The organism is Rhizobium herbae (genome assembly GCF_019511375.1).
GTDB lineage: Bacteria > Pseudomonadota > Alphaproteobacteria > Rhizobiales > Rhizobiaceae > Pararhizobium > Pararhizobium herbae_A.
In genome coordinates this window covers 1-958 of sequence record NZ_JAEUAO010000011.1, presented here as the reverse complement: position 1 = coordinate 958, position 958 = coordinate 1, and the positions used below count along the sequence as shown (strand labels likewise).

At 64.7% G+C, this 958-nt stretch carries 1 protein-coding gene; it reads right to left on the bottom strand.

Annotation, left to right across the window (positions count from 1 at the left end):
• Position 1: 1 nt before the first annotated feature.
• Positions 2-958: elongation factor Tu (gene tuf, locus JNB71_RS24230; protein ID WP_220374313.1), on the bottom strand; the 957-nt coding region annotated here is incomplete at its 5' end.

Here is a 958-nt window from a genome sequence, read left to right as displayed (position 1 = left end):
ATTACTCGACGATGGATGCGACGATGCCGGCGCCGACGGTGCGGCCGCCTTCGCGGATGGCGAAGCGCAGCTTTTCTTCCATCGCGATCGGCACGATCAGCTCGACGTCAACCGTGACGTTGTCGCCCGGCATGACCATTTCCGTGCCTTCCGGCAGCGACACGATGCCGGTCACGTCGGTCGTGCGGAAGTAGAACTGCGGACGGTAGTTGGTGAAGAACGGCGTGTGACGGCCGCCCTCTTCCTTCGTCAGGATGTAGGCTTCGGCCTTGAACTTCTTGTGCGGCTTGACCGAACCCGGCTTGCACAGGATCTGGCCGCGCTCGACGCCGTCACGGTTGACGCCGCGAAGCAGCGCACCGATGTTGTCGCCGGCCTGGCCCTGGTCGAGCAGCTTGCGGAACATTTCAACGCCGGTGCAGGTCGTCTTCGTCGTCGGGCGGATGCCGACGATCTCGATTTCCTCGCCAACCTTGACGATGCCGCGCTCGACGCGGCCGGTGACGACCGTGCCACGGCCCGAGATCGAGAACACGTCTTCGATCGGCATCAGGAACGGCTGGTCGATCGGGCGCTCAGGCGTCGGGATGTAGGCGTCAACCGCAGCCATCAGCTCGCGGATCGCGTCTTCGCCGATCTTCTTGTCGGAATCTTCCAGAGCGGCCAGCGCCGAGCCCTTGATGATCGGGATGTCGTCGCCCGGGAAGTCGTAGGACGACAGGAGTTCGCGCACTTCCAGCTCGACGAGCTCGAGCAGTTCGGCGTCGTCGACCTGGTCGACCTTGTTGAGGAACACCACGATCGCCGGAACGCCGACCTGGCGGGCAAGCAGGATGTGCTCGCGGGTCTGCGGCATCGGGCCGTCGGCAGCCGAGCAAACCAGGATCGCGCCGTCCATCTGCGCCGCACCGGTGATCATGTTCTTGACGTAGTCGGCGTGGCCGGGGCAGTCGACGTG